Origin of the sequence: Methylobacterium sp. XJLW (assembly GCF_003254375.1) — a bacterium.
Lineage (GTDB): Bacteria > Pseudomonadota > Alphaproteobacteria > Rhizobiales > Beijerinckiaceae > Methylobacterium > Methylobacterium fujisawaense.
In genome coordinates this window covers 4,757,831-4,784,362 of record NZ_CP016429.1, presented here as the reverse complement: position 1 = coordinate 4,784,362, position 26,532 = coordinate 4,757,831, and the positions used below count along the sequence as shown (strand labels likewise).

General features: G+C 71.8%; 24 protein-coding genes. 3 read left to right on the top strand and 21 right to left on the bottom strand.

Annotated features, from left to right (window positions below):
* Positions 1-34: 34 nt before the first annotated feature.
* From A3862_RS22175 to bchO, 5 genes are all read right to left on the bottom strand, one after another.
* Positions 35-1,288: a cytochrome P450 gene (locus A3862_RS22175; RefSeq protein WP_111474002.1), complete on the bottom strand. Its 1,254-nt coding sequence runs from the start codon at positions 1,286-1,288 to the stop codon at positions 35-37.
* Positions 1,289-1,297: 9 nt separating this feature from the next.
* Entirely contained in the window at positions 1,298-2,569 is a 1,272-nt protein-coding gene (locus A3862_RS22170) for an NAD(P)/FAD-dependent oxidoreductase (protein WP_111474001.1), read from the bottom strand.
* Positions 2,569-2,814, bottom strand: a complete 246-nt coding sequence (locus A3862_RS22165) for a ferredoxin (protein WP_111474000.1) — start codon at positions 2,812-2,814, stop codon at positions 2,569-2,571. Before A3862_RS22165 ends, A3862_RS22170 begins: the two co-directional genes overlap by 1 nt.
* A gap of 169 nt (positions 2,815-2,983) precedes the next feature.
* Positions 2,984-3,769, bottom strand: a complete 786-nt coding sequence (locus A3862_RS22160; protein ID WP_043354002.1) for a gamma-glutamyl-gamma-aminobutyrate hydrolase family protein — start codon at positions 3,767-3,769, stop codon at positions 2,984-2,986.
* A gap of 109 nt (positions 3,770-3,878) precedes the next feature.
* Positions 3,879-4,787: an alpha/beta fold hydrolase BchO gene (gene bchO, locus A3862_RS22155; RefSeq protein WP_111473999.1), complete on the bottom strand. Its 909-nt coding sequence runs from the start codon at positions 4,785-4,787 to the stop codon at positions 3,879-3,881.
* Between the two features lie 219 nt (positions 4,788-5,006).
* Between bchO and A3862_RS31630 the strand changes: the two genes are divergently transcribed.
* Positions 5,007-5,153 carry a hypothetical protein gene (locus tag A3862_RS31630; RefSeq protein WP_164706391.1) on the top strand — a complete coding sequence of 49 codons (147 nt, stop codon included), beginning with the start codon at positions 5,007-5,009 and terminating at the stop codon, positions 5,151-5,153.
* A 31-nt stretch (positions 5,154-5,184) separates the two neighbouring features.
* On the opposite strand, the gene A3862_RS22150 is transcribed toward A3862_RS31630, so the two are convergent.
* The 16 genes from A3862_RS22150 to bchF form a co-directional block, all read right to left on the bottom strand.
* Positions 5,185-6,813: a magnesium chelatase subunit D gene (locus tag A3862_RS22150; protein WP_442919045.1), complete on the bottom strand. Its 1,629-nt coding sequence runs from the start codon at positions 6,811-6,813 to the stop codon at positions 5,185-5,187.
* A gap of 268 nt (positions 6,814-7,081) precedes the next feature.
* Complete coding sequence (gene bchI, locus A3862_RS22145) at positions 7,082-8,092, bottom strand: magnesium chelatase ATPase subunit I (protein ID WP_043757036.1); 1,011 nt, start codon at positions 8,090-8,092, stop codon at positions 7,082-7,084.
* 134 nt (positions 8,093-8,226) lie between these two features.
* Positions 8,227-9,444, bottom strand: coding sequence for a 5-aminolevulinate synthase (gene hemA / locus A3862_RS22140; protein WP_043383104.1), 1,218 nt, complete (start codon positions 9,442-9,444; stop codon positions 8,227-8,229).
* A 112-nt stretch (positions 9,445-9,556) separates the two neighbouring features.
* On the bottom strand, positions 9,557-10,351 hold the full coding sequence (gene puhE, locus A3862_RS22135; protein WP_043383101.1) for a putative photosynthetic complex assembly protein PuhE: 795 nt from the start codon (positions 10,349-10,351) through the stop codon (positions 9,557-9,559).
* Position 10,352: 1 nt separating this feature from the next.
* Positions 10,353-11,441 (bottom strand): magnesium-protoporphyrin IX monomethyl ester (oxidative) cyclase, encoded by a 1,089-nt coding sequence (gene acsF, locus A3862_RS22130; RefSeq protein WP_043383098.1) that lies wholly within the window; start codon positions 11,439-11,441, stop codon positions 10,353-10,355.
* The gene (locus A3862_RS22125; protein ID WP_020095258.1) at positions 11,438-11,734 is read right to left on the bottom strand and encodes a hypothetical protein; all 297 of its coding nucleotides are present in this window, start codon (positions 11,732-11,734) and stop codon (positions 11,438-11,440) included. Before A3862_RS22125 ends, acsF begins: the two co-directional genes overlap by 4 nt.
* The gene (gene puhC, locus A3862_RS22120; RefSeq protein ID WP_052083600.1) at positions 11,734-12,228 is read right to left on the bottom strand and encodes a photosynthetic complex assembly protein PuhC; all 495 of its coding nucleotides are present in this window, start codon (positions 12,226-12,228) and stop codon (positions 11,734-11,736) included. Before puhC ends, A3862_RS22125 begins: the two co-directional genes overlap by 1 nt.
* A gap of 11 nt (positions 12,229-12,239) precedes the next feature.
* Positions 12,240-12,890 (bottom strand): photosynthetic complex putative assembly protein PuhB, encoded by a 651-nt coding sequence (gene puhB, locus A3862_RS22115; protein WP_043757042.1) that lies wholly within the window; start codon positions 12,888-12,890, stop codon positions 12,240-12,242.
* The gene (gene puhA / locus A3862_RS22110) at positions 12,887-13,666 is read right to left on the bottom strand and encodes a photosynthetic reaction center subunit H (RefSeq protein ID WP_043757045.1); all 780 of its coding nucleotides are present in this window, start codon (positions 13,664-13,666) and stop codon (positions 12,887-12,889) included. Before puhA ends, puhB begins: the two co-directional genes overlap by 4 nt.
* Before the next feature lie 18 nt (positions 13,667-13,684).
* Positions 13,685-15,115 carry a BCD family MFS transporter gene (locus A3862_RS22105; protein WP_043383090.1) on the bottom strand — a complete coding sequence of 477 codons (1,431 nt, stop codon included), beginning with the start codon at positions 15,113-15,115 and terminating at the stop codon, positions 13,685-13,687.
* Positions 15,112-15,864 carry a magnesium protoporphyrin IX methyltransferase gene (bchM, locus tag A3862_RS22100; protein ID WP_043757049.1) on the bottom strand — a complete coding sequence of 251 codons (753 nt, stop codon included), beginning with the start codon at positions 15,862-15,864 and terminating at the stop codon, positions 15,112-15,114. The genes A3862_RS22105 and bchM overlap by 4 nt, the downstream gene beginning before the upstream one ends.
* Positions 15,865-15,880: 16 nt before the next feature.
* Complete coding sequence (gene bchL / locus A3862_RS22095) at positions 15,881-16,774, bottom strand: ferredoxin:protochlorophyllide reductase (ATP-dependent) iron-sulfur ATP-binding protein (protein WP_043346558.1); 894 nt, start codon at positions 16,772-16,774, stop codon at positions 15,881-15,883.
* Positions 16,771-20,475 carry a magnesium chelatase subunit H gene (locus A3862_RS22090; protein WP_111473998.1) on the bottom strand — a complete coding sequence of 1,235 codons (3,705 nt, stop codon included), beginning with the start codon at positions 20,473-20,475 and terminating at the stop codon, positions 16,771-16,773. The genes bchL and A3862_RS22090 overlap by 4 nt, the downstream gene beginning before the upstream one ends.
* Positions 20,450-22,048: a ferredoxin:protochlorophyllide reductase (ATP-dependent) subunit B gene (gene bchB / locus A3862_RS22085; RefSeq protein WP_111473997.1), complete on the bottom strand. Its 1,599-nt coding sequence runs from the start codon at positions 22,046-22,048 to the stop codon at positions 20,450-20,452. The genes A3862_RS22090 and bchB overlap by 26 nt, the downstream gene beginning before the upstream one ends.
* Before the next feature lie 4 nt (positions 22,049-22,052).
* Positions 22,053-23,327: a ferredoxin:protochlorophyllide reductase (ATP-dependent) subunit N gene (locus A3862_RS22080; protein WP_043757053.1), complete on the bottom strand. Its 1,275-nt coding sequence runs from the start codon at positions 23,325-23,327 to the stop codon at positions 22,053-22,055.
* Complete coding sequence (gene bchF, locus A3862_RS22075; protein ID WP_043757056.1) at positions 23,324-23,830, bottom strand: 2-vinyl bacteriochlorophyllide hydratase; 507 nt, start codon at positions 23,828-23,830, stop codon at positions 23,324-23,326. Before bchF ends, A3862_RS22080 begins: the two co-directional genes overlap by 4 nt.
* A gap of 317 nt (positions 23,831-24,147) precedes the next feature.
* Here bchF and A3862_RS22070 point away from each other — a divergent pair, with 317 nt between their 5' ends.
* Positions 24,148-25,038 (top strand): cobalamin B12-binding domain-containing protein, encoded by an 891-nt coding sequence (locus A3862_RS22070; RefSeq protein WP_111473996.1) that lies wholly within the window; start codon positions 24,148-24,150, stop codon positions 25,036-25,038.
* 40 nt (positions 25,039-25,078) lie between these two features.
* Positions 25,079-26,527, top strand: a complete 1,449-nt coding sequence (ppsR, locus tag A3862_RS22065) for a transcriptional regulator PpsR (protein ID WP_111473995.1) — start codon at positions 25,079-25,081, stop codon at positions 26,525-26,527.
* Positions 26,528-26,532 lie beyond the last annotated feature (5 nt).

Below are 26,532 nucleotides of genomic sequence, written 5' to 3'. Positions count from 1 at the left end.
TCAGGCGCCGCCGCCCCGCCGGCCCGGCGGCGCCTCATGCGATCCCGTCGATCGCCACCTGCAGATGCTCGGGCCCGCGGAGCGCCGCGCCCGACCGGTAGGGCGGCGGGTCCTCGATCAGCCGGGGCGCCTTGAGCCGGCGGGCAAGCGCGGTCAGCGCCGCCTCGGCCTCGAACCGGGCAAGGGGCGCGCCGACGCAGTAATGCAGGCTGCCGCCGAAGCCGAGATGGCGGAGTCCGGCGCGGTCGGGGTCGAACCGGTCGGGATCCGGGAAGACGGCCCCGTCGCGGTTGCCGGAGGCCAGCAGCAGCACGAGGTCGGCGCCCTCGGGGATCGTCACGCCCGCGATGTCGATGGCCGAGAGCGTCCGCCGCGTCCGGAACTGCACCGGCGGCTCGTAGCGCAGCAGTTCCTCGATCAGCCGCGGGGCCCGGAGCGGATCCTGCCGCAGGCGCTCCAGTTCGTCGGGATGTCGCAGCAGGGTCAGCAGGCCGTTGGTGATCAGGTTCACGGTGGTCTCGTGGCCGGCCACCAGCATCAGGATCGAGGTGGCGATCAGGTCGTAATCGCCCATCTTCACCCCGGCCGGGGTCGCGTGGTTGGCAAGCCCCGACAGCATGTCGTCCCCCGGGTGCTTCCGCTTGTCCTTGATCAGGTCGGCCATGTAGCCGCCGATCGCGTCGAAGGTCCGGCTGTTCTCGGCGCGGATCTCGGGATCGGACAGGCTGTCGGGCTCCAGCGCGGTGGCAAGCTGCGTCGCCCAGCCGTGGAACTTCGGCTCGTCCTCCCGGGGCACGCCGAACAGCTCGCAGATCACCGTCACGGGCAGCGGGTAGGCGAGGTCGTCGACCGCATCGATCTCCCGGGCGCCGCATTTCTCGTCGAGCAGATCGGCGACCAGCCGGTCGGAGCGGGCGCGCATCGCCTGAACGCGCTCCCGGCTGAACTGGTGCATCACCGCCGAGCGCAGGGCATCGTGGTCCGGCGGGTCGCGGAAGATGAAGACCCGGTGCCGGTCCATCATCCAGTCCTTGAGCGGCTTCACGATCAGGTCGGTGAGGGGGTTGCCGGTACGCGGCCGATCGGCTGGGGGCAGGGTCTCGGAGCTGACCCGCGGGTCCTGCAGCAGGCTGGCGATGGTGCCGTGGGTCGCCGCAACCCAGGTGCCCTCCTCGGTGCCGTCGTCCTGGCGCGAGACGGGGTTCTCCCGCAGCCGCGCATAGATCGGATAGGGATTCGGCCGGTTGGCGAAATCCTTGACCTGATTGAGGAGGGTGGCGTCGGGCATGCGGTTTCCTTAGGGCAAGCCCGGCTCGAGGATCGTGACGGCCTTCGGCCGGTCGGTCGCGGCGCCGCGTGGCGGGAACGGGGCCCGGGCGGCGACCAGCTCGGCATGGGCCGGCAGCCAGCGGGCGGAATCCACCGAGACCGCCGCGATGCAGCGTCCTTCGCGGCCGTAGAGGGCGACGAAGCGGCCGGCGGCCGCATCGCCCTGCGTGATCGCCACGGCGTCGGCGCCCTCGGTCAGACCCGCGGATTTCACCACGAGGTCTCCTTGCGTCGACCAGAAGGTCGGCAGGGCGCCGTAGGGCACCTCGGGTCCCGCGCCGGCGAGCAGCCGGCCGGCATGGATGCCCTGCGCCACCGCGTGGCTCCAGTGCTCCAGGGCGACGCGCCGGCCCCCGTAGAGGGGATGGGGAAAGCGCGCCACGTCGCCGGCGGCGGCGATGTGCGGATCGGGCTGTCCGTCGGTGTCGAGGACATAGCCGTGCGCGTCGCAATCGACCCCGCCGCAATCCGCAGACAGGCCGGACCCTTCGAGCCAGTCGGTGTTGCGCACCGCGCCCAGGGCGATGACGGCGATGTCGGTCGCGATGCTGCCGCCGTCGACCAAGTGGGCCCGCACCAGCCGGCCGCCCTCCGCCTCCAGCCACTCGACTTCGCTGCCGCAGCGCACCGCGACCCCGTGGCCCGCGTGGATCGCGCCGATCAACCCCCCGACGGTGCTGCCGAGCACGCGGGACAGGGGCGTCGGGCCGGGCTCGACCAGGGTGACGGGAAGGCCGAGCTGCCGGCACAGGCTCGCGACCTCGCAGCCGATGAAGCCCGCGCCGATCACCAGAACGTGCCTCGGGCCGGCGGCCAGGGCGCGCCGCAAGGCGGCGGCATCGTCCCGCCCGCGCAGGGTGAAGACGCCGGAGAGCCGGCCCTCGTGGGGGTTCGGCCACGGCCGGGCGCGGGTGCCGGTGGCGATGAGCAGGCGATCGTACGGGAGGGCACGCCCGTCGGCGAGGTGGACCGTGCGGGCTTGCCGATCGAGGCTCACGGCCGCCGTGCCGAGCTGCCAGTCGGCCGCGAGGCCGTGGCGTCCCGGCAGCGTCGTCGCGTCGGCCGCGACGGCACCGGTCAGGACATGCTTCGACAGCGGCGGCCGGTCGTAGGGAGGATGGGGCTCGTCGCCGACGATGGTGAGCGGGCCGGAGAACCCCGCCGCGCGCAGGGACTCGGCACCGCGCAGGGCCGCGAGGCCGGCGCCCACGATCAGGGCCCGCCCGGGGGGCTGCGCCATCAGGCGCCCCGCTCCGGATCCTCGACCCGGATCGCCTGGACCGGACAGGCGGCGCGCGCCCGCTCGATGTCGTCCCGGTCCTGCGCGGCGGGCGCGGGATCGTAGAACAGGGCCTCGTGCCCCTCGATGCGGAAGTGCCGCGGCGCCGCGTAGCAGCACTGGGCATAGGCTTGGCACAGGTTGAGATCGACGCTCACCCGCAGGCCGGACGGGGGACCGGAAGACGCATCGGCAGAGGGGGACATGGCGAGGCAACCGCGGGCGGGCGCTGCGGGTTCCGCGGGCCGTCGTCGCGGCCCGATTCGCCCGACCCTGGATGCCGATGCCTGGCAGCCTCTGGCGGCGTGGAGACGGCGGCCGGCCGCCGCATCGGCGCCCCGTCAGGGGATCGCCGTCCGCGGCCGATGCCGCGCTTCAGCGCCCCCCGGCCACCCTTGCCCGGTGCCGCGTCGCCGCGGCCGTCCCGAAGGCCTCGAACAGGGCGCGGTTGAGCGGGTTGGTCGCCGGATCGTGCTCGGCGTGCCACTGGACGCCGAGGGCGAAGCCCGCCGCGTCGCGGACGCGGATCGCCTCGACCGTCTCGTCCTCGGCGACCCCCTCGATCACGATCCGTCCGCCCGGTTCGAGGATGCCCTGGCCGTGCAGGGAGTTCACCCGGATCGTCTCGCGTCCGAGGAGACGGGCGAAGGCGCCTCCGGGCGTCAGGCGGACCTCGTGACGGTCGGCGAAGATCACCTCCAGGTCCGGATGGATCTCGCCGTTCGGGAGGCGCGGCATGCGGTGGTTGAGCCGGCCCGGCAGGTCGCGGATCTCCGGGTGCAGGCTGCCCCCGAAGGCGACGTTCATCTCCTGAAAGCCGCGGCAGATGCCGAACAGCGGCACCCCGCGGGCCACGCAGGCCTCGATCAGCGGCAGAGCCACGGCGTCGCGGTCCTCGTCGTAGGGCTCGTGCGCCGCGCAGGGCTCGGTGTTGAACCGGGTCGGGTGGACGTTGGCGCGGCCGCCCGTGAGCAGGATGCCATCCACGGTATCGAGGAGGTCGCCGAGGTCGGTGATCGCCGGGGCGGCAGCGAACATCAGCGGCAGGGCTCCCGCCACCGCGGCCACCGCCCGCATGTTGTTCTCGCCGACGATCTGCGCCGGAAACCGATTGTCGATCAGGCGGGCATTGCCGATGACGCCGATCACGGGTCTCGCCATCGTCCCGGCTGCTCCTTGTGCTGGCTAATTGTGCTGGCTAAGCGGCAGGCCCTTGCGGCCCGCGGCAGGCTCTACGACCCACGCAAGGCCGACGCCAGTCCCGTCCGGGTCACGGCGGCGACAGAAGGCCCGCGTCCAAAGCCTCCGCGCGCAGCACCTCGGCCACGCGCTCCGGCGCCTCCTCGTGCGCGAGGTGGCCGAGACCCCGGATCAGGCGGACGCGGGCGTCGGGCAGGCGGTCGCGCAGGGCGAAGGCGGTGTCCGGCAGGATGGCCCTGTCGTCGCCGCCGACGATCAGCACGGTCCGGGTCGCGAGGCCGGGCAGCGCCCGGTGCAGGCCGGCCAGATCCCAGTTCGCCATCATCCCCAGCGCTCCGCGGACATGGCCGGCCCGGGCGAAGAGCCGCCGGTAGAGATCGACGCCCTCCGGGTCGAGGCGCGAGCCGGTCCCCTCGATCAGCCGCTTGGCCGCGGCGCGGTCCGCCGTCCAGGCGAAGATCTTCGGGGTGAGCGGGTTGAGGAACAAGAGCCGCGCCATGCCGGGGAACAGCAGATTGGCCGCCCCCGGCAAGGGCGCCAGGGCGCCGTTGAAGGCCGCCAGCAGCCGGGGAGCGATGGTGCCGTCGAGGCACATCCGTGCCAGCACGGCCGCACCGGCCGAGTGGCCCGCCGCCAGGACGGGCGGCCGGCCGAGCGCCGCCACGAGGCCCGCCACGGCCCGGGCCATGCCGGGCAGGGACAGGTCGGCGTCGGGCAGGGGATCCGTGAAACCGTGACCCGGCAGGTCCGGGGCGATGACGCGGAAGTCACGGGCGTGGAGCGGCGCCAGCCCGCGCCAGGAATGCGTGGCCGCCCCCGTCCCGTGCAGGAGCAGCAGCGTCGGGGCATCCGGGGACCCGAATTCCTGGACGTGCCAGCGCAGGCCCGCCGCCTCCACGAAGCGGCTGGCCTCCCGATGGGGCCAGTCGCGACCCTCCACGGCCCAGTCCGGTCGGTCGGTCGCGACGCCGGTCAACATGCGTCCGCATCCCGCAATGCGGCATGACCGGAGATGCCGGAGGTGCCAGAGGCGGCGGCGGTGCTATCGTTCATGGCCGGAAGTATTTCGTAGCACTGCATAATCCTATGCGGCGGCCGCATGCCACCGGTGAGAGGAAGCGGATTGCTGCGTCGCAACAACGGCGGCATATCACGGGCGAGCAAGAGCAACACGCGTCCCCGGACTTTGGAGAAGGCCATGATCCTGTTCACCTCCTCGACCCAGAACATCGCCGCCCCGGTCTCCGGCGGCTGGAGCCTCAAGGCCGTCATCCGCGAGATGCTGAACTCGTGGCTCGCCCATCACCAGCGCCTCGCCGACAGCGGCATCGGCGGCGACCTCTGAGACCCCGCCCCGGGGCTGAAGAGCGGGGCGCTCAGAGCGCCGCCCGCACCGCTGCGCTGAGCTGACCGGCCTCGGCCCGCGGCAGCTTCAGGTAACGGGCGCCCATCGCGTCCGCCACCGCCCGGGCGTCCTCGCCCCGGGTCCCCGTATCGACCACCAGGGCCGCCAGCCCGGCCGCCCGCAAGGTGCGGGCCGCCTGCAGGGCCTCCGCGCCCGCCCGGGCCCGTCCCCCCTCCCCCGACCGGGCGACGTTGGCGCGCCCGTCGGTCAGCAGCACGATCGCCGGCCGGCTGCCGCCGCGGCGCACGCCCAGCGCCACCGCGACCGCGGCATCGATCCCCGCCGCGAGCGGCGTGCCGCCCCCGCCGGGCAGCCCCGAGAGCCCGCGCTTGGCCCGGGTGAGCGAGCGGGTCGGCGGCAGCACCAACTCCGCGCCGGTGCCGCGGAACGCCACCAGCGCCACCCGGTCGCGCCGGACATAGGCCTCGGCCAGCAGCAGCTCGACCGCGCCCTTGGCTTCGGCCAGCCGCTCCAGGGCGGCCGAGCCCGAAGCATCGACACAGAACACCGTGGTGGTCTCGGTCCGCTGCTTGAGGATCCGGATCCGCAGATCGTCCCGCCGCACCACGATGCGGCGCGTCTCCTCCCCCGTGCGCCGCAGGGCCTGCCAGGGCGCGGCCGTTCGCAGGGTGGCGAGCAGGTCCAGGCGTCCCCGCCGCGGATCGCCCCGCCGGCAGCCCACCGGGCGCCCGGTGCGGGCGGCCGCCGCCTGCCCCACCCGGCCGGACTTCGCGGCCGTGAGCCGCCGACCCCCCGCCAGCAACTGGTCGAGGAGGTTCGGCGGTATGGCGGCGCGCACCGCCTCCAGCACGACGTCGTCGGGGGTTTCCGCGGCGGACGGATCCGTCGTCTCCGCCCTGGGCTGTTCCTGAGGCGCGTCCGCGGGGGGCGCCTCGGCGGTCTCGGGGCGCGGCTCTTCCGGTGCGGGCAGGCGCGTGGCGCGCGGCGCCAGGACGAGGCGCCCGGCCGCGACGATCTCCGCCCGGCCGATCGGCCCGTCGCCCGCGAGGGCGCGCGCGACCCGCACCGCCAGGATCGGGCCGCGCAGCGACGCGATCCCGAAGGCCTCGGCCAGGGCGCAGAGGCTCCCGACCGGATCGGGCTCCGGAGCGTCCGAGACGGGTTCCGGCTCAGCCGGGGGAGGCTCCGCGAGGCCGTTCAGGTCGATCCGGAAGGCGAGGCGATCGGCCAGCGCCTCGGCCACCGTCTCGTCCGCCTCGCCCTCGTCGAGGAGGATCAGGCCGAATCGGGACGGCCGGTCCACCGCGGTGCCGGCATCCAGGGCGGCCGCGAGGCGGGACGCGGTGCCGGCCGGCAGGCGCTCGGCCATGGGGACGACGACGATCCCGCCATCGGCCTCCGCCAGCAGACCGGCCCGCGCGATGGGGCGGCCCGCCGCCAGGGTCGCGGCGAGATCCAGGCCGCCGAGCAGGCTGTCGTCGCCGATGCCGGGCGGCAGTCGCCGCCAGGGCGTTCCGGAGGGCAACGCGGACCGCAGGGTCTCGAGCCAGCGCTCGCGCTCCGGTCCGGGAGGGGCGCGGACCACCGCGCCACCGAGCCCATGCGGGTCGGCGGCGAGGAGCCGGGCGGCGCGATGCACGTCGGTCCAGGGATGCGACGCGCTGAAAAGCCTGTCCTGCAGAGGCGCGTTCTCGCCCTGGGCCGCCGGTTCGGCCTTCCCGGGACGCGACGCGACGCCCCCTGTCTCCCGTGCGGAAGAGGGTCGGGGTGAGGGAGGAGACCTTTCCGGATCGGGCACGTCCGTCACCCTGTCCCTCTCCCGCACGGGAGAGGAGACCCGCGCGCCATCCCGACCCGGTCGGGCGCGGTCCGTCCGGCCCACGACAGGCGGACCGGCAGCGCGACCGTCACGAAAACATCTCCGCCAGCGCCCGCTCCACCCGGGCGGTGGATCCGGATTCGTCCAGCGGGTTGCGGCGCAGCCGGTGGCGCAGGGCGGCCGGGGCGATGCGGCGGAGGTGGTCGTCGGTAACGGCCCCGGCGCCATCGAGGGCCGCGAGCGCCCGGGCGGTCCGCATCAGGGTCAGCTCGCCGCGCAACCCGTCCGTGCCCAGGGTGAGACAGAGCCGCGCCGCGCGCTCCAGGGCGGCATCCGGCACGGTCACCGACGGCAGGCGCTCCCGCGCCAGCAGGAGGCGCTTTCGAATCGCGGCCTCGTCCCGGGCGCGGGCGGCGCAGAAGCCCTCCGGGTCGCGCTCGTAGGCGTCGCGGGCACGCACCACCGCGATGCGGGTCGGGATGTCCTTCGGGGTCACGACCTCGCAGGCCAGCCCGAACCGGTCGAGGAGCTGCGGGCGCAATTCGCCCTCCTCCGGGTTGCCGGATCCGACCAGCACGAACCGCGCCGGATGGCGCAAGGACAGGCCTTCGCGCTCGACGGTGTTGACGCCGGAGGCCGCCACGTCGAGCAGCAGGTCGACGAGGTGGTCCTCGAGGAGGTTCACTTCGTCGATGTACAGGAAGCCGCGATTGGCCCGGGCGAGCAGCCCCGGCTCAAAGGCCTTCACGCCTGCGCCGAGCGCCCGCTCCAGATCGAGGGTGCCGACCACGCGGTCCTCGGTGGCGCCGAGCGGCAGGTCCACCACCGGCACCGGTGTCTTGTGACTCTTTCGCGGGCCGCCTTCCGCGCAATGCGGGCAGGATGCGGCCGGGCTGTCGGGGTCGCAATTGTAGGGGCAGCCGGCCACCGCCCGCATCGGCGGCAGCAGGGCGGCCAGCGCCCGGATCGCTGTGGACTTGCCGGTGCCGCGGTCGCCGAAGACCAGCACGCCGCCGACGGACGGGTCCACCGCCGCGATCAGCAGCGCCTGGCGCATCTCGTCCTGGCCGACGATGGCCGAGAAGGGGAAGGTGGGCACGGGGTTCTGGCTCTGGCTCCTCTCCTCCCCGCGTGGGGAGGAGCCGGAGATGGGGGGTGCAGGATGGGTCGAGGCGGTGCCGTCTGCACCACCCCCACCCCTACCCCTCTCCGCAAGGGGGAGGGAAGAGCGCCTTACTCCGCCGCCTTCTGCCGAAGCCCGATCCGCCCCCAGATCGTGGTCAGGGCCTCGACGAGACGGGCGATGTCGGCATCCGTGTGTAGCGGCGACGGGGTGATCCGCAGGCGTTCGGTGCCGCGGGCCACCGTCGGGTAGTTGATCGGCTGCACGTAGATGCCGAACTCGTCGAGCAGGGTGTCGGAGATCCCCTTGCACAGCACCGGGTCGCAGACCATCACCGGCACGATGTGGCTGTCGTTGGGCATGGTCGGGATGTCGGCGGCCTCCAGCGCCTGACGGACCTTCGCCACGCGCTCCTGGTGCCGGGCGCGCTCTTCGCCGCTCGTCTTCAGGTGGCGGATCGACGCCGCCGCGCCCGCCGCCACCGCGGGTGGCAGGGAGGTGGTGAAGATGAAGCCCGACGCGAAGCTGCGCACGAAGTCGCAGAGCTTCTCCGAGGCCGTGATGTAGCCGCCGTGCACGGCGAACGCCTTGCCCAGCGTCCCCTCGATCACGTCGAGCCGGTGGGCGACGCCGTCCCGCTCCGAGATGCCGCCGCCGCGGGCGCCGTAGAGGCCGACCGCGTGGACCTCGTCCAGGTAGGTGAGTGCCCCGTGGGCCTCGGCCACGTCGCAGATCTCTCCAATGGGGGCGATGTCGCCGTCCATCGAGTACACCGATTCGAACGCCACCAGCTTCGGTCGGGCCGGATCGACCAGGGCGAGCTTGCGGTTCAGGTCCTCCGGGTCGTTATGACGAAAAATGTGTCGCTCGGCGCGGGAGAACCGGATGCCCTCGATCATCGAGGCGTGGTTCTCGGAATCGGAGAAGACCGCGCAGTTCGGCAGGCGTGAGGCCAGGGTCCCGAGCGCCGCCCAGTTCGACACGTAGCCGGAGGTGAACAGCAGGGCCGCCTCTTTGCCGTGGAGGTCGGCGAGCTCGCGCTCCAGGAGCACGTGGTAGTGGTTGGTGCCCGAGATGTTGCGGGTGCCGCCGGCGCCGGCGCCGCAGCGGTCGATCGCCTCGTGCATCGCGCCGGTCACGGCCGGGTGCTGGCCCATGCCGAGATAGTCGTTGGAGCACCACACCGTCACGGGACGCGTGCCGCCGGCATGGTGGTGCGTGGCGTGCGGGAAGTTGCCCGCGTGGCGTTCGAGGTCGGTAAAGACCCGGTAGCGCCCCTCCCGGTGGAGCCCGGCGATCTCAGCCCCGAAGAAGGTCTCGTAGTCCATGTCGCCTCTCCCCGAACAAATCCTGCGGGTTGATCCCGCCTGTGACACCGGACTTCGCACAAGACCAGTTCCAGATTGGTGGACGTGCGTCGCCCGTTCGTGATCCCTCGGCCTACACGTGATCCGGCGGTCCGGCCGCTTCCCCGGGCGCCCGGGCCGGCAGGCTCCAGCGCCACAGCTCCGCCGAGGGCAGCGGCAGCATCAGGAACCAGTGCTCCAGGGTGGCGAGCGCCGTGAGCGTCGCCAGGACCGTGAGGCCGATCAGCTCGTGCTCCAGCAGGTCCGGCCCCAGGGCCGCGCGTCCGAGCAGCGCCGCCGCGATGGTCCCCAGGCTCACGGAGACCGGAAACAGCAGGTTCATCGGCTTCCGGGACAGGTAGCAGGCGAGGTAGCCGAGATGGTCCGGGAGGAACTCGGCGTGGAGGTTGCGCACCCCCAGGAACAGGTTGAGCCGCGCCGAGAGGTTCATCACCACCAGGGTGCCGTAGGTCCACAGGGCGAAGCGGTTGGGGCTGCCCCAGACCAGGGCCAGGACCGCCAGACCCCCGATCACGATGGCGAATTCGTGCCACAGGCTCGTGGCGAGCGCCGCGAGGAACCGGTCGAACCCCCGCACCCCCGGCGCGCAGGCGGCCGGCTTGGGGCCGGACAGGAAGCCCATGTAGTAGCTCATTTCCTGCCAGCCCCAGACGACGAGCGCCGCCGTGAAGGCCGTGTAGGCCCCCGTGGCACTCGTGTCCGCGGCGCTGGACCGGATCGCCAACAGGGCGCCCGCGAGCAGCAGCGTCGCCCCGGCCATGCTCCACGCATGCGTCCGCCGCGGGGCGTGGTCGAGCAGCAGGATCAGCCCGGTAGAGAACCACCAGAGCAGGACCGCGTAGACCACCGGGGCGGCGTAGGTCCCCATGCTACCAGACCGGCTGGAGGCGGATGTCGGCCGGCAGGGCGTTGGCCTTGACGGGGAGGAGATAGAGCCGGGCGAAGGTCGTGGCCGCCCGCAGCACCTGCACGCCGTGCTGCACCGTGCCGACGACGCCGCCCCGCGCCTTGGCGTCGGCGATCGCCCGCGAGCAGGCAAGCAGCCGGTCGAGCCCCGCCTTGAACTTCGGGTTGTCGAGGTCGAGTTCCAGCGGGAAGGTCTGCCGGGAGATCTCCGAGGTGATCCGGAAGACCTTGAAGTCGTAGTCGGTGGGATCGACCCCGAGCGCCTTGTGGAAGGCCGGCCGGTGATGGTCGCGCACGTACATCGTGGCGAAGACCGCAAGCAGGAAGAACCGGATCCAGTAGCGGTTCACGCCGCTCGTCAGCTTCGGGTTCGCGCGCATCAGGAGCGCGAAGGCCTCCCCGTGGCGGAACTCGTCGTTGCACCAGAGTTCGAACCACTTGAAGATCGGATGGATGCGCCGCTCCGGGTGCCGCTCCAGCTCGCGGAAGATCGTGATGTAGCGGGCGTAGCCGATCTTCTCCGAGAGGTAGGTGGCGTAGAAGATGAATTTCGGTCGAAAGAACGTGTACTTCTTGGATTTGGTGAGAAACCCCAAATCCACGCCGATGCCGAAATCCTTGAGCGTATCGTTGATGAACCCGGCGTGACGCGCCTCGTCCCGGCTCATGAAGCCGAACAATTCCTTGATATCTTTGTTCTTTGCCCGCTTCCTCATCTCGGCATAGAGGACGCAGCCGGAAAACTCCGCCGTGATCGAGGAAACCAAGAAGTCCAAAAACTCCTTCCGCAATTCGGGCTCCATCTGCGACAGGTCGCAGTCGAACTCTTCGTTGCGGGTGAAGTGGCGCTTGTTCGGGTCGGCGCGCAGCTCGGCAATGAGCAGATCCCAGTCGCGGCGCACGGGCTCGACATCGGTGCGATCGAGCTCGTCGAAATCCGTCGTGTAGAAGCGCGGGCTGAGGAACGTCGTCTCCTGGGCGGCCCGCGTCGATTCGTTGACCGGGACCTTCGGGACAGGCTGGCCGGAGGGCGGCGGGACAGATGCGTTCACAGCTTCCTCCTCTCGGAAAAGCTGACCTCGTAGAGTTCGGTCAGCTCGAGATGGGCGATGAGTTTGGTCCAGGCCCGCTCCAGCGCCCCGGCCCGGGTGACCGTGGCGGTGCGGCGCACGGTCAGCCGCTCGCCGTAGGGCACCGAGGTCGGCGCGTCGTGGACCTGGACCTCGTCGCCGGGTTCGATCTCGAAGCCGGCATCGAGGGTCACGTGGGCGTGCAGGCTCTCGGGGGTCTGCTCGATCTCCACCGTGCAGGGTACGGTGACGGTGCGGCTGCCGAACAGGCCCATCACCGCGTCTCCGTGGCGGGTACGCCCGGCGCGGGCATCAGCCGGGCGAAGGCGCCGGCATTGGTCGGCCCGAAGGCCTCGAGCGGCACCCGGCGGCCGGTCGCCTCGTCGGCGAGCGCGAGCCGGCCGTCCTCGTAGCGGGTCAGGCTGAACGGTTGCTCGGGCCCGAGGCCTTCCCGTTGGCGGGCCTGGGCGAGGCCCCGCAGGGTCCCGCGCAGGAAGCCGTCCTCGCCGGGGCGGATCCAGGCGACGATGTGCCGGTCGGCGATGTCCCGCAGGGCGATCGAGCCATCGACCTGATCCTCGGCGCGGAATTCGAGCCGCGCCACCGCTTTGGCGGGCGGCAGTGCGACGAGGCCGACCTGCTCGCTCCGGCCGATCAGGACCGCCAGCATGGTGAAGCCCATGAGTGCGCCCGCACCGACCATCAGCAGCGCCGGTGCCGGTCCCGCCGGCCCCATCGCCCGGCCGGCGCCCTCCGCCCGCTCGCCCATCGTGCCCCTCCCTATTCGGCCGCGACGAGGCGACCGGAATTTTCGTCCGCGCGCTCGAGCTGCGCCACCCGAACCGGCGGCGCGGTGCCGTCGGCATGGGCCGCGAGGGCCCGTGCCAGCAGCGCCGCCGCGGCGTCGGCCTCCGGTACGGACCGCATCATGGGCTCGGTCCGGGCGAGACGCCAGGGCCGGACATGCGGCCAGATGTGAAGGTAGGCGATGCGGATACCCGGCCGCAACTGCAGAGGGAGATCGCCGCTGCCATCCGTGAAGGCGCGCAGGGCCGCAGTCTCGATCTGCGCGAAGGGCAGGTTGTGGGTCACCGGCAGGGCGATGCCGGCCTGCAGCACGACACGACGGTTGGTCACCGTGTAGAGCGTCGTCCGATGGGTGAGCCATGCGAGCAGCCAGAGCAGCGCGACGGCGCCCGCGCCGATCACCAGGGTCGGTCCCACCACCTTCAGGGCCGAGGCGGGCGAACCGGCCGCCAGGCCGAAGGCCAGGGCGCAGACCGCAAACCACGCAATCACCAGACGGGCGTGGAACACCCGGACCAACAGGCCCAAGGTGGTCGGCCTGCTCTGCCACAGGATGCGCTCGCCCGCCGGCAGAGGACCGGGCAGGCCCCGCGGGGTGCCCTCGGGGAGAAAGTCGCCGCTCATATCAGGGGCTCCGCCCGGGCCGGCGTCGCGTAGAGCGTGCCGGCGCCGAAATACGAGACGATCCGCTCCTCCTCCAAGAAGGTCACGCTGTCGGGATCGCGGGTGGTCGGGATGTCGGCGAACTGGCTGGCGAGCAGCGCCTCGGTCGTCACCGTCTTGGTGAAGCCGCCGGCCCGGCAGAAGGTGGTCGGCATCAGCCGGCGGCCGCCCGCCGGGAGTTCCACCTCATAGTAGCGGATCAGCGACTCGCCGCGGTCGACCCAGACGTCGCTGATCACGCCCGCCACGGCGTTGTCGGTGCCGAACACCGTCATGCCGATCGGGTTCGGGCCGCTTTCGTGGATGACGAAGTTCTTCGCCACCCGCAGGGGAACGATGCGGATCTCCTCGTCCCAGGTCCGGTCGTGGACGTCGTGTCGCAGCACCCAGGAGCCGGGGCCGACGCCGGCCTGGAGCGACGTGTCGGTGCGCTCGTAGGGAGCGCCGGGCCAGGGCTCGACCTTGCGGGCCGGGATGCCGGTCTCGATGTCGTCCCGGCCGTGCACCGCCTGCGGTGCGTAGGTGGTCTCGCCGCCGGGGAGATGGAAGGCCTTGGACCGGGGGATCAGGATCGGATCGTCCGCCTTGCGGCGGCCGACGGCCTCGTTCTCCAGCGGGTAGCCCTCCCGCCGGTCCTCGCGGCGCAGCCAGAAGACCAGCCCGGCGAAGAAGATGAAGAACGCGTAGAGCACGACCTGGGCGACGTCGACATAACCCGTAAGTGCGCCGGTTGGCATGGCTGTCCTCCCCGAATGTCAGGCCGTCCGGCCGGCAAGGCCGTTGGCGATGCGGTCTCGATCCTCTGTCCGTGCGTCCTCACGCACCAGCGGCCCCAGCGCGAGGAGCGCCGCGAACAGCAGGGCGATCTCGATGTGGTAGACGATGAGGTAGCCGATCGCGGGCTCGTTCATGCCCTCGCCGAGCACCCCCGACTGGGCGATGGCGCCGCCCACGTCGCGCACGAGGCCGCTCGCCGCGATCGACAGGCCCGCGGCGGTCGCCTGCACGGCGCCCCAGGCGCCGAGCGCCAGCCCCGTATCCTCGGGGCCGGCGCGGTTCATCGAGGCGGTGAGCGTGCCGTGGGCGAAGAGGCCGCCGCCGAGCCCGATCAGGCTGACGCCGGCGGCGAACAGGTCGGCCGAGGCCAGCGGCGCGGCGAAGACCACCGCCGAGAAGGCGAGGATGCCGATGCCGACGCCGACCGCCGACACCCGGAACGGATCGCCCCCGCGGCCGAGCCAGCGCGCCGCAACCAGCAGGCCCAGCCCGCCGCCCGCGGCGAGCAGCGCCGTGAGGGCCGTGGTCGCGCCCACGGAAAGGTGCAGGATCTGGCCGCCATAGGGCTCCAGCAGGATGTCCTGCATGGAGAAGCCCGCTGTGCCGAGGCCGATCGCCACGAGGCGACGGCGGGCGGTCCCCTCGCCCGCATAGGCCCGCCAGGACGACCGGAAGTCGCGCTGCGGCGCCGTCTGCGTCCTATTGGGATCGCGCGGCTCCTGCTTCCAGAGGGCGAACCCGTTGAGGATGATGGTGACCAGGGCGGCGCCCTGGATCACCTGGATCAGGCGCACCGGCGAGAAATGGGCGAGGAACAGGCCGAACAGCAGGGCGCTCGCCATCATGCCGAACAGCAGGGCCGCGCAGAGCAGCGCCACCACCTTCGGCCTTGCATGCGCGGGGGCGAGGTCGGTGGCGAGCGCCAGCCCGACGGTCTGGGTCGTGTGCAGACCGGCACCGACCAGCAGGAAGGCCAGAGCCGCCGCAAGGTTGCCGACCCAGAGCGGCCCGGTGGTGTCGCCCGACAGGATCAACAGGGCGAACGGCATGATCGCGAGGCCGCCGAACTGAAGCAGCGTGCCGAACCAGATGTAGGGCACCCGCCGCCAGCCCAGCAGCGAGCGATGCGTGTCCGAGCGGAAGCCGACCAGCGCCCGCAGGGGCGCAAAGATCAGCGGCAGCGCCAGCATCACCGCGACGATCCAGGCCGGCACCCCCAGTTCGACGATCATCACCCGGTTCAGGGTGCCGATCAGCAGCACCGCCGCCATGCCGACGGTGACTTGGAACAGGGCGAGCCGAAGCAGGCGCCCGAGGGGCAGCTCGACGGTTGCGGCATCCGCGAAGGGGAGGATCGCCGGGCCGAGGCGCATCAGCGCGCGGGTCAGTTTCTGGGATGCGGCGTTCATGTCCGCACCCCGGGCGACGCCGCCCCCGATCCCGCAGAGGCGGACGGGCGCGCGCGCGTCAGCGCCACCGCGTTCGACAGGTAGAATCCGCTGTTGATCCGGTGGCTCCGCGCCCAGGTGAAGGCGTCGAGCGCTGTTTCAGAGGTCATCCGACGGCGCAGGCCGCCCTCGGTCACCGGCACGATCGCTGGCGAACGGTCGCTGCGGGGAAAGAACTTGCCCGCCGCGTGCATCACAGTCAGCAGGGCCGTGCGCGGCGCCACGGTGAACAGCACCGAGCCGTCGGTGCGCGCACCCAGCGCCGCCAGCGCCCGGGCGATGTCGGCAGCCCGGTAGTGAATCAGCGAATCCATCGCCACCACGTGGTCGAAGCGGCCGAGACCCGGATCGAGCATGTCGCCGACGCGGAAGTCGATGCGGCCCGCCCCGGCGATCGCCGGCAGCCGCTCCTGCGCCAGCCCGATCAGCGTCGGCGAGACGTCGATCGCCACCACCTCCGCCCCGCGGTGCGCCGCCTCGACGCTGAGCGCCCCGGTGCCGCAGCCGGCATCGAGCAGGCGCAGGCCGGTCATGTCGGCGGGCAGCCAGGAGAGGAGCGTCGCCCGCATGGCGTCGCGGCCTGCCCGCACCGTGGCGCGGATGCGGCTCACCGGCGCGTCCGAGGTCAGGCGCGACCACGCCTCGACCGCGGTGCGGTCGAAGTAGGTGGTCAACTCGCCCCGGCGGGCGTCGTAGCTGGCGCTGGCCATCGGTCGGACCCCAAACTCAATCGAAACCGAGGAACTCGAACAGGTCGCGATCCTTCATCGGGACCGCCTCGCAGGGCGGGGCGCCCGACCACAGCGTCTCGGCGAGCCGCATGTACTCCGCGGTCACGGCGTCGAGCTCCGGGGACGAGTCCATCTCGAACAGGGTGGACTTCTTGAGCCGCGAGCGGCGGACCACGTCGAGGTCGGGGAAATGAGCCAGCCGCTTCAGGCCGACCGCGTCGTTGAACCGGTCGATCTCGTCGGTCTTGGCCGAGCGGTTGGCGATGACGCCACCCAGGCGCACGGGGTAGTTCTTCGACTTGGCGTGGATCGCCGCCACGATCCGGTTCATGGCGAAGATCGAGTCGAAATCGTTGGCGGTGACGATCAGCGCCTGGTCGGCGTGCTGGAGCGGCGAGGCGAAGCCGCCGCAGACCACGTCGCCCAGCACGTCGAACACCACGACGTCGGTGTCTTCCAGGAGATGGTGCTCCTTGAGGAGCTTCACCGTCTGGCCGACCACGTAGCCGCCGCAGCCGGTGCCGGCGGGCGGGCCGCCGGCCTCGACGCACATGACGCCGTTATAGCCCTCGACCACGAAGTCCTCGACGCGCAGCTCCTCCGAATGGAAGTTCACTGCCTCCAGGGCGTCGATCACCGTGGGGGCGAGGCGCTTGGTCAGGGTGAAGGTCGAGTCGTGCTTCGGGTCGCAGCCGATCTGGAGCACGCGCTTGCCGAGCTTGGAGAAGGCCACCGACAGGTTTGACGAGGTGGTCGACTTGCCGATGCCGCCCTTGCCGTAGACCGCGAAGACCTTGGCGGTCTCGATCTTCAGGTCCGGGTCCAGGGCGACCTGGACGCTGCCTTCTTCCTTCCGGGCGACGACCGGATTGCGGATGGCGATGTTCATGCGGCGACTCCTGTGGTGACGCCTTCGAGACGATCCTCCAGCTCCTCCTCGGCCCGGTCGAGGGCGTCGCGCATCTCTGCGTTGGGAGTCCAGAAACCGCGGCGGTGGGCCTCGATCAGCCGTTGGGCGACCTTGGCGGAGGCGGTGGGGTTGAGGGCCGCCATGCGCTCGCGCATGGCAGGGTCGAGGACGTAGGTCTCGGTGATCCGCTCGTAGATCCAGGGCTGGACCGCGTTGGCGGTGGCCGACCAGCCTACCGTGTTGGTCAGGTGGGTCTCGATCTGGCGGACGCCTTCGTAGCCGTGGCCGAGCAGGCCCTCGTACCATTTGGGGTTGAGCATGCGGGTGCGCGTCTCCAGCGCCACCTGCTCCTCGAGGGAGCGCACGCGCCCCTCCCCGCGGGTCTGGTCGCTGATGTAGATCGGCACCGACTCGCCCTTGGCGCGGGCCACCGCCCGGCCCATGCCGCCGAGGCCGTCGAAGTAGTGGTCGACGGAGGTGACGCCGACCTCGACCGAGTCGAGGTTCTGGTAGGCCATGTCGACGGAGGCCAGCACCGCCTGCATCAGGGCGCGTTGCGGCGCCGGGCGGCCGGTGCGGCCATAGGCGAAGCTCTTGCGGCGCGAGAAGGTCTCGCACAGCTCGGCGTCGTCGTCCCAGCTCCCCGAATCGACAAGGTGGTTGACGTTCGCGCCGTAGGCCCCCTCGGCGTTCGAGAAGACCCGCAGGGCCGCCGTCTCCAGGTCGCAGCCCTGCTCGGCCTGGATCGCCAGGGCGTGCTTGCGGACGAAGTTTTGCTCCAGCGGCTCGTCCGCGGTGGCGGCGAGGTACGAAGCCTCCGCCAGGAGCTTCGTCTGGAGCGGCAGGAGATCGCGGAAGATGCCCGAGAGGGTGACCACCGCGTCGATGCGCGGGCGGCCAAGGGTCTCCAGTGGGATCAGCTCGGCGCCGCTCAGGCGGCCGTAGCCGTCGAAGCGGGGCGCGGCGCCGATCAGCGCCAGCGCCTGGGCGATCGGGCCGCCCTCGCTCTTGAGGTTGTCGGTGCCCCACAGGACCAGGGCAACGCTCTCCGGGCAGGGCTTTCCGTCGGCCGCGAAGCGTTCGAGGATGCGGGCCACCTGCCGGGCACCGTCCGCGACCGCGAAGGCGGAAGGCAGGCGGTAGGGGTCGAAGCCGTGGAGGTTGCGGCCCGTTGGCAGGATCGCAGGGTTGCGCAGCAGGTCGCCGCCCGCCACCGGCGGAACGAAGCGGCCGTCGAGGGCCCGCAGCAGCGCCGGCACCTCGTGGTCCCGGGCGAGCAGCCGGTCGGTCTCGGCCAGACTCGCGAAGGCGGCGCGGCTGGTCTCGTCGGCGGACAGGCCGGAGGCCGTCAGCGCCGCCTCGACGCCGTGCCCGGCCACCAGGGCCTCGATCCCGGCCCGCTCCGGACTCACGCCGTGCGCCGACTCGGCGAGCGCCAGGAGCAGGTCGACCCGCTCGACCTCCGGCGTCCCCGCTCCGACCACGTGCAGCCCGTGCGGGATCAGGGTCTGCTCCAACTCCTGCACGGCGGACCAGAGGGCGCCGACCCGAGCGCCGAGATCGCCGGTCCAGGCCGGCTCGGCGGCCACGAGATCGAGGGCCGCGCCCTGGTCCTGGATCATCCGGGCGAGACTCTCCCGCTCCGTCCCGGCTTCGAGGTCGAGGCCGCGCCAGCGCTCCATCGAACTCTTCAGGTCGATCAGCCCGCGGTAGAGCCCGGCCGCCGCGAGGCTCGGGGTCAGGTAGCTCACCAGCGTCGCGGCCGAGCGGCGCTTCGCGAGCGTCCCCTCCGACGGGTTGTTGGCGGCGTAGAGGTAGACGTTCGGCAGCGCCCCGATCAGCCGCTCCGGCCAGCAGGCCTCGGACAGGCCGGTCTGCTTGCCGGGCATGAATTCGAGCGCCCCGTGGGTGCCGAAATGCAGCACGGCGTCGGCGGAGAAATCCTCCCGCAGGTAGCGGTAGAAGGCCGAGAAGGCGTGGGTCGGCGCGAAGCCGCGCTCGAACAGCAGCCGCATCGGGTCGCCCTCGTAGCCGAAGGCAGGCTGGACTCCGACGAAGACGTTGCCGAACTGCGCTCCGAGCACGAAGATTTCGGCGCCGTTGGTCTGATGGCGGCCCGGCGACGGGCCCCACTGGGTCTCGATCTCGGCGAGGTAAGTCTCGCGCCGCAGATGGTCCTCGGCCGGAATGCGGGCGTGGACATTCGCCTGAGTGCCGTAGCGCTTGGCGTTGCCCTCAAGGATCGCTGCGCGCAGGGCATCGACGCTCTCCGGGACGTCGACGGTGTAGCCGTCGGCCGCCAGGCCCTTCAGGGTGTTGAGGAGCGAGGCGTAGACCGACAGGAACGCCGCCGTGCCGGTGGCGCCGGCATTCGGCGGAAAATTGAACAGCACCACGGCGAGTCGGCGCTCGGCTTTCTCGGTCCGGCGCAGGGACACCAGCCGTTCGACCCGCTCGGCGAGACGCGCGGCCCGCTCGGGATGGACCCGCATGTCGCGGGAATTGTCGCTGCCCGACGCGGCGGAGCGGCCCCCGAAAACCATCGGGGCGGTGGCGCCGTCGAGTTCGGGGATCGCGACCATCATGGTCGCCTCGACCGGCGACAGGCCGCGCTCACCCGCCTCCCACTGCTCCAGCGTCTGGAACTCCAGCGCCTGGGCGGCGAGGTAGGGCACGTCGAGTCGGGCCAGCATCGCTTCGGCGGAAGCGGCATCGTTGTAAGCGGGGCCGCCGACCAGGGAGAAGCCGGTGAGGGACACGAGGGCGTCGATGCAGGCGCGCCCATCCCGCATGAAGAACGAATCCACGGCCGGGCGGTTGTCGAGACCGCTGGCGAAGGCCGGCACCACGTCGAGGCCCTTGGCCTCCAGGGCCGCGATGACGCCGTCGTAGTGGGCGGTGTTGCCGGCGAGCACGTAGCTGCGCATCACCAAGAGGCCGACGCGGCCCGTCGCGTCGGCCCTTCGCGGCAGCCGAGACGGGTCCGCGCCGATTCGGCCGGGCAGGCGCGGGTGGTAGAGGCCGGTCTCGGGGTAGTCGAGGGGCGCGGGTGCCGCCGGCCCGTCGCGCCAGGCCGCCCGCTCGCCCGCCGCGTACCGGTGCACGAGGAAACGCACCAGGGCTGCGACGTTCTCGTCGGAGCCCGCCAACCAGTATTGCAGGGTGAGGAAGTAGGCGCGCACGTCCTGGGCCGAGCCCGGGATGAAGCGCAGGATCTTCGGCAGCTTGCGCACCAGGGCCATCTGCCGGCCGGCATTGCCCTGCTGGCCGGGCTTGCCGCGCAGCTTCTTCAGGAAGTCGAGGGCGCTGCGCTTGGTGCCGCTCATGTCGAAGCGGCCGAGCCGCGTCGTCTTCACCACGTCGCCCGCCGACATGCAGCCAATCATCGCGTCGCAGGCCTCGCGCCGGGCCGCGAGCGCCGGCAGGATCGCCCGGACATGCTCGTCCATGAACAGCATGGCCGAGAGCACGATGTCGGCCTGCGCGATGTCGGCCCGGCAGGCCTCTAGCGTCGCAGGATCGGTCTCCCACTCGGCTGCCGCGTGGAAGCCCAGCACCAGCCCCGGCATCTCGGACCGGAGGCGCAGGCGCGCCCGTTCCACCGCGCTCGCCAAATGATTGTCGAGCGTGACGATGACGACGCGGATCGGCGGCCTAGCGGCCGTAATGCGCTTTGGCATCGTAGAGGGTCTCGATCGTGATGAGCGGCAGGTGCCGCTCCCGGGCGAAGGTCTCGGTGTTGCTGCGGGCCTTGCCGCGCACGAAGAACGGGATCTTTCTCAGTTCCTTCTCGGCTTCCGGCGACCACGCGGTCGCGACCGGCCTGTCCAGCAGGATCGGAACGGGCGCCGACGTCGGAGGGGTGTCGGCCGGCGCCCGTTCTCCGGCCTCGAGCGCCCCGTCCGCCGGAGTCCCGAAGGACTTGCCGCCGAGATGCGAGGGGCCGACGCCGTCGTGGAATTCGGGATCCTCCCGGAACATGCCGAGGAGGTGCTCTTCGAGGCCCATCATCAGCGGATGGACCAGGGTGTCGAACAGGACGTTGGCGCCCTCGAACCCCATCTGCGGCGCGTAGCGGGCCGGGAAGTCCTGGACGTGGACCGGCGCCGAGATCACCGCGCAGGGGATGCCGAGCCGCTTGGCGACGTGGCGCTCCATCTGGGTGCCGAGCACCAGTTCCGGTGCCGCCGCGCGGATCGCCGCCTCGACGTCGAGGTAGTCGTCGGTGATCAGCGCCTCGATCCCGTGCTCGGCCGCTTCGGCGCGGACCTCGCGGGCGAATTCGCGGCTGTAGGTCCCGAGACCGACCACCGTGAAGCCGAGTTCGCGCGCCGCGACCCGGGCGATGCCAATGGCATGCGTCGCGTCCCCGAACACGAAGACGCGCTTGGCCGTCAGGTAGGTCGAATCGACCGACCGCGAGTACCAGGGCAGGCGCGAGCCCGGGCCGTCGAGCACGGGTGCCGGATCGATTCCCGCGATCTCCGCCACCTCGGCGACGAACCGGCGGGTGCCGCCGACGCCGATCGGCAGTGTCTGCGTGAATGGCTGCCCGAAGCTCTTCTTCAGGTACTCCGCGGCCGACCGAGCGGTTTCGGGGTAGAGCACGACGTTGAAATCGGCGTCCCCGAGGCGGCCGAGGTCGGCCGGAGAGGCTCCCAGCGGCGCGACAATGTTGACGGCGATCCCGAGGGAGTCGAGCAGACGTCGGATCTCGATCAGATCGTCCCGGTGGCGGAAGCCCAAAGCCGTCGGCCCGAGGATGTTGCAGAGCGGCCGCCGACCGCGCTCGCGCGCCGGACGCGGGGCCGGCGGACCGGCGAGCGCCCGGACGAGGCGATAGAAGGTCTCCGAGGCGCCCCAGTTCTCCTTCTTCTGGTAGGCGGGCAGCTCCAGCGGGATCACCGGGATCGGCAGGTTGAGGGCCTTGGCGAGGCCACCCGGATCGTCCTGGATCAGCTCGGCGGTGCAGGAGGCGCCGACGATCATCGCCTGGGGTTGGAAGCGTGCGTGCGCGGCGGCGACCGCCTCCTTGAACAGCTCGGCGGTGTCGCGGCCGAGATCCTGCGCGCGGAAGGTGGTGTAGGTGACGGGCGGGCGGGCGTCCCGCCGCTCGATCATCGTGAACAGCAGGTCCGCGTAGGTGTCGCCCTGCGGCGCGTGAAGCACGTAGTGCAGGCCGGACATCGCCGTTGCGACGCGCATGGCGCCGATATGCGGGGGACCCTCGTAGGTCCAGAGGGTGAGCTGCATGGCGCTACACCTCCAGCAGGGCGCGGCGCCGGAGCGGGCGCACGAACAGCTCGGCGAGGTCGCCGGCCTGCTCGTAGCCCTGTACCGGCGTGAACAGCAGCTCGATCGACCACTTGGTCGACAGACCCTCCGCCTCCAGCGGGTTGGCGAGGCCGAGGCCGCAGACCGTGAGGTCCGGGCGCGCCGCTCGGCAGCGGTCCATCTGGTCGTCGAGGCTCTGGCCCTCGGTCACCCGCGTACCCTGGGGCAGCAGCTCGATCTCGGCGGCGAGATGCGCCCGGTGCAGGTAAGGCGTCCCGACCTCCACGAGATCCGCGCCGAGTTCCCGGGCGAGGAAGCGGGCGAGCGGCACTTCGAGCTGCGAATCAGGGAAGAAGAACACGCGCTTGCCCGCGAGCTTTTCGCGATGGGGCGCGAGGGCGGTCTCGGCACGGGTGCGGCCCGGGGCCGTCGCCCGGTCGAAGACGGCCTCGGCGACGCCGAACGCCTCAGCCGCCGCCCGCAGCCATCCGGTCGTGCCCTCGGCACCGAGCGGGAACGGCGCCGGGAGCCGGCGGGCGCCGCGCTCTTCGAGGGCGCGGGCCGTGTCGGCCAGGAACGGTTGGGCCAGGAGGTAGCGCGTGTTGCGCCCGACCGAGGGCATCGTGTCGGCCCGGCGGGCGGGCAGGAACCGGACGTCGCCGATCCCCATCGCGGCAAAAATCCGAAGAAACTGGTCCTCCACCACGTCGGCCAGCGCCCCGACGACCAGGAGCGACGGCGCGGCCGTCTCGACCTCGCGGGGCAGGTCCGGCACCAGGGCGGCGAGGCAGGCATCCTCGCCCTGCGTGAACGTCGTCTCGATGCCGGAGCCGGAGTAGTTCAGGACCCGCACGGGGGCGAGGCGCCCCGACAGCCGTTGCGCCGCCCGGGACAGGTCGAGCTTGATCACCTCCGACGGGCAGGAGCCCACCAGGAACAGGAGCTTGATATCCGGCCGCCGCTCGATCAACCGGGTCACGACCCGGTCGAGTTCCTCGTTCGCGTCGGCGATCCCGGCGAGGTCGCGCTCGTCGATGATCGCGGTCGCGAAGCGCGGCTCGGCGAAGATCATCACCCCGGCGGCGGACTGAATCAGATGCGCGCAGGTCCGTGAGCCGACCACGAGGAAGAAGGCGTCCTGGATCTTCCGGTGGAGCCAGACGATGCCGGTGAGGCCGCAGAACACCGCCCTCTGCCCCTGCTCTTGGTGCAGGTCGATGCCGCCGCAGGGAGGCTGGTGGATCAGGGGAGCGTTCATGACAGCGCCTCCGCGAGGCGCGGTGCGCGGCTGCCGGTGCCCTCGAGACGGGCGGCGCGGAGCTTCATGAGGAACTGGCCGGCATTGACCACGTAGGTCGCGTAGGCCGCCAGCGCGAGCAGCAGCAGCGCCTGCCCGCTGAGTGCGCCCGTGATGAGAGCCGCGAGATAGGCTGTGTGGAGGGCCAGCACGAGCATGCTGACCACGTCCTCCCAGAAGAACGCCGGTGCGAAGAGCCACCGCCCGAACACCGCCTTTTCCCAGATCGAGCCGGTGACCATGATCGCATAAAGCGCCAGGGTCTTCACGACGACCGAGATCTCAGCGGCGAACTGACCTGCACCGGTGGCGAGGGTGCGCAGCACCAGGACGAGACTGATCAGGAAGATCGCGAATTGCAGAGGCGCCAGCACGCCCTGAACCAGGGTCCAGGGCGAAGAGTCGCGCTTTCGCCGTTCGGCAGGCGTGTAGAGCGGTCGTGCCGGCCGGTCCTCGGGACCCATGCATCCGCTCCCTGGTGCTCGGCGGCGCCAAAGGCTCCGTCGTTGACAGAGGCTAGGGCGAGGGTCCCAGAAGTGTCAAGTGCGCTTGACGGTTTCGGAACATGACAGGTGAGAGATATTTTTTCTTCGAATAAGATCATTGCCAAGATCGCCAGGAAGCGTATCGTCGGGCTCGACGGCTGGAGACTGCCGCAGTTTCACTTGTCAGATCCGGGACTGACGAACGCGAAGAATAGACAGGCGAGCAACGCCGCACCCAGGACACGAGCGGTGCCGCTGGTCCTCCCGGGCCAGGGCCGACTCAGGGAGGGATGCCGATGGGAGACTGGAGGCATTTCGGCGATCGCCTGGATCACGGCCAGCCCGCGGCCGGCTGTAACCCTGTGAGCGATGGTCGTTCCGTGTTCCGCGATAGCCCCGTCGGTTGGTCCGATCTGCGCCGGCCCGTTCCGGACATGCTCGCCCGCGTGGTCGAGGCGGAGATCCTGCCCCGGCTGATGCTCGCGCACCGGCCCGCCGGCCGCGGCCGCCCGGCGAATCGCGCGCCGAGTGCCCGGGAGATCGCCGAGTTCAGCGCCCTGCTCCTGGAGGCCGGTCCGGTCGATCTCGACGCCCGGGTGGAGGTCCTGCGCGACGGCGGCCTGCCCCTGGCCCGCCTGCTCCTCGATCTGCTCGCCCCGGCGGCCCGCCACCTCGGCGCGCTGTGGGAGGAGGATGCCTGCGACTTCCTGGCGGTGACGGAGGCGCTCGGGCGGCTCCATGCGGTGAGCCGACGCCTCTGCGCCGAGCTGGAGGACGAATCGATCCCGGCCAACGGGCGCAGCGTGCTGCTGCTGCCCTGTCCCGGCGAGACGCATGTCTTCGGCCTGTCGATCGTCGCGAGCTTCTTCCGGGAGGCCGGCTGGGACGTGACCACGGCGGTGCCCGGTCCCGAGGTCGATCCCCTGACGCTGCTCCGCACCGACTGGTTCGACGTGGTCGGCCTGTCGCTCTCCTGCGACGTGCTGCTGCCGGCCCTGACGAGGGCCGTGGCGGAGGTGCGCCGCGACTCCCGCAACCGGGAGATCCGCGTTCTGGTCGGCGGCCCCTATTTCGCGCGCTACGGCGGCGAGGCGGGGATCGTCGGGGCGGATGCCTGCGTGTCGGACGCCTGCCTGGCGCCCGCCGCGGCGGAAGCTTTGCTGGACAGACAGGCATTGGCCTGCTGAAAGGGTTGGTATCCGAATATCACATTGCAATCACATTGCGGTGACCGTGACGCCCCAGCCTCGCCACACCTCGCAGTCGCCGCCCGCGGCCCTGCAGCAGGTGGCCGGCCTCCTCGAAGGCGAGGCGGTCGGCCGCATCGTCGCGGCATCGACGGACCTGTCGCTGGTGATCGATGCCGACGGGGTGATTCGGGACGCGACGGTCGGCGCCGATCTCAAGGCCGAGACGGTGGCGGGCTGGCTGGGCCGGCGCTGGATCGACACGGTCACGGTGGAGAGCCGCCCGAAGGTCAACGCCCTTCTGCGGGATGCCCGGGCCGAGGGCATCACCCGATGGCGCCAGGTGAACCATCCCTGCCCCGACGGGATCGACCTGCCGATCCGCTACGCCTCGATCCGGCCGGCGGGGGACGGTCCGATCCTCGTGCTCGGGCGCGACATGCGGGCGGTGGCGGCCCTTCAGCGCCGGCTGATGGAGACGCAGCAGGCCCTGGAGCGGGACTACGACCGCCTGCGCGCCGCCGAGACCCGCTACCGGCTGCTGTTTCAGATCTCCGGCGAGCCGGTGCTGGTGGTCGATGCCGGGACGCGCCGGGTGGCCGAGGTCAATCCCGCCGCGGCGCGCCTGCTCGGGCGGCCCGCACGGCGCATCACCGGCCAGGACGCCGTCGACCTGTTCGACGCCTCCAGCGCCCGGGCCCTGGAGGCGCAGTTCGCCGCCCTGCGGGCGACCGGGCAGGCCGGGGCGATCCGGGCGTCCCTGCCGCACGAGCGGGGCGAGGTCACGGTGTCGGCCTCGCTGTTCCGGGGCGAGGGCGGCGCCAGCGCCCTGCTGCAGCTGGCCGCCGACCCGGCGGCGGCGGCCGGGCCCGATCAGGAGGCGCCCACCGCCGCCGTGCTGGCGGCGATGCCGGAAGGATTCGTCGTCACCGACCCGTCGCGGCGCGTCCTCATGGCGAACGCCGCCTTCCTGGAGCTGGCCCAGCTCGCCACCGAGGGGCAGGCCCGCGGGCGGACCCTCGACCACTGGCTCGGCCGCGACGAGATGGAGGCGCAGGCCCTGTTCGCAACCCTGGTCGACCACGGCGCCGTGCGCCGCTTCGCCACCGTCATCCGGGGCGCCTATGGCGGCCTGGAGGATGTGGAGGTCGCCGCCGTGTCGGTGGCCGGCCCCCGCCCCTGCCTCGGCTTCGCCATCCGGTCCGGCCCGCGGCGGATCGCCGAGGGGCGCTCCGCCTCGGCGATCGGGCGGGGGCTGCCCCGCTCGGTGGAGCAGATGACCGAGCTGGTGGGCCGGGTCTCGATGAAGACCCTGGTGCGCGAGACCACGGACCTCATCGAGAAGCTCTGCATCGAGGCGGCGCTGCGGATCACCCGGGACAACCGGGCCTCGGCGGCCGAGATGCTGGGCCTCAGCCGGCAGGGCCTCTACGCCAAGATGCGCCGCTACGGCGTCGGCGATCTGGACGGCCCGGCCGACGACGCCTGAGGCGG